We start from the raw sequence: 883 nt of genomic DNA, 5'->3' as shown, positions 1-883 counted from the left end.
GTTCAATACAATTGGATTGATATAATCTAATTCCAAACTTAATTGAATAATATTATATTTTTTTAACAAACTACCATAAATATTATCTTTGTAAAAAAAGTTTTTTTCCAAGCCCCAAGTTCTCCACATTTCTGCAAATAAATGCAAAAATGGCTGAGAGTCATCAAATTCTAATTTATTTACAAAATCTCTTGCTTTCATCCAAGAAATTTGACAAGTTTTCTCAAAACTCCAAGCATATTTTTGTAAACTATATTTTTTCACCTGTTCTGCTAAAAACCAAGGTCCAATAACTCCCCATTTAATTAATTTTTTATTATTTATAATTTGATCTGCTTCATAGATTAATTTTTTTCCAAATTCGCTACCTTTTGGAAATTTCAAAAACGATGTAGTAATTCTTGGCTTTGTTTCATCGTTATTTATTTCTTGTGAAAATATATAATTTTGAGATATATCTATATAATTTAAACAGATCATATCAAGATCCACCCATACACCACCTCGCTTGTATAACATATTAAACCTAAAATAATCACTAAAAGCAGCTACTCCAGCACCTCTATCATCACTAAAATATCTTTCAAAAGAAATAATTTCATTTGCATCTCTTAGTTCAAAATCATCAAACATATCATTCAACTTATTAAAAATAATATCATTTAAATTATAAGTATAGAGAATAAATCTATATCCATTATCTATAAAAGATTTGATGGATAAAATTTCCATCAAACCTATACCATCATATCCTTTCGGAATATACCAAAAACTGCTAACTTCTTGTTTAACCATAGAAACACCTCCCAGAAAACACTAAGAATACATTCACTATTATATCCTACCTCCATTTTCCTTAAATTCTCTCTTCAATCTCTTGACT

At 26.8% G+C, this 883-nt stretch carries 1 protein-coding gene; it reads right to left on the bottom strand.

The window, feature by feature from the left end; translation table 11 throughout:
* The coding region (locus L8T82_RS07915; RefSeq protein ID WP_263726284.1) for a glycosyltransferase at positions 1 to 795 on the bottom strand (795 nt) is incomplete at its 3' end.
* Positions 796 to 883 lie beyond the last annotated feature (88 nt).

The sequence above is a fragment of the Campylobacter sp. IFREMER_LSEM_CL292 genome (genome assembly GCF_025771615.1).
In the GTDB taxonomy this organism is placed as follows: Bacteria; Campylobacterota; Campylobacteria; order Campylobacterales; family Campylobacteraceae; genus Campylobacter_D; species Campylobacter_D lari_D.
Note: the sequence above shows the minus strand (reverse complement) of the source record. Positions and strands in the feature narration are given on the sequence as shown.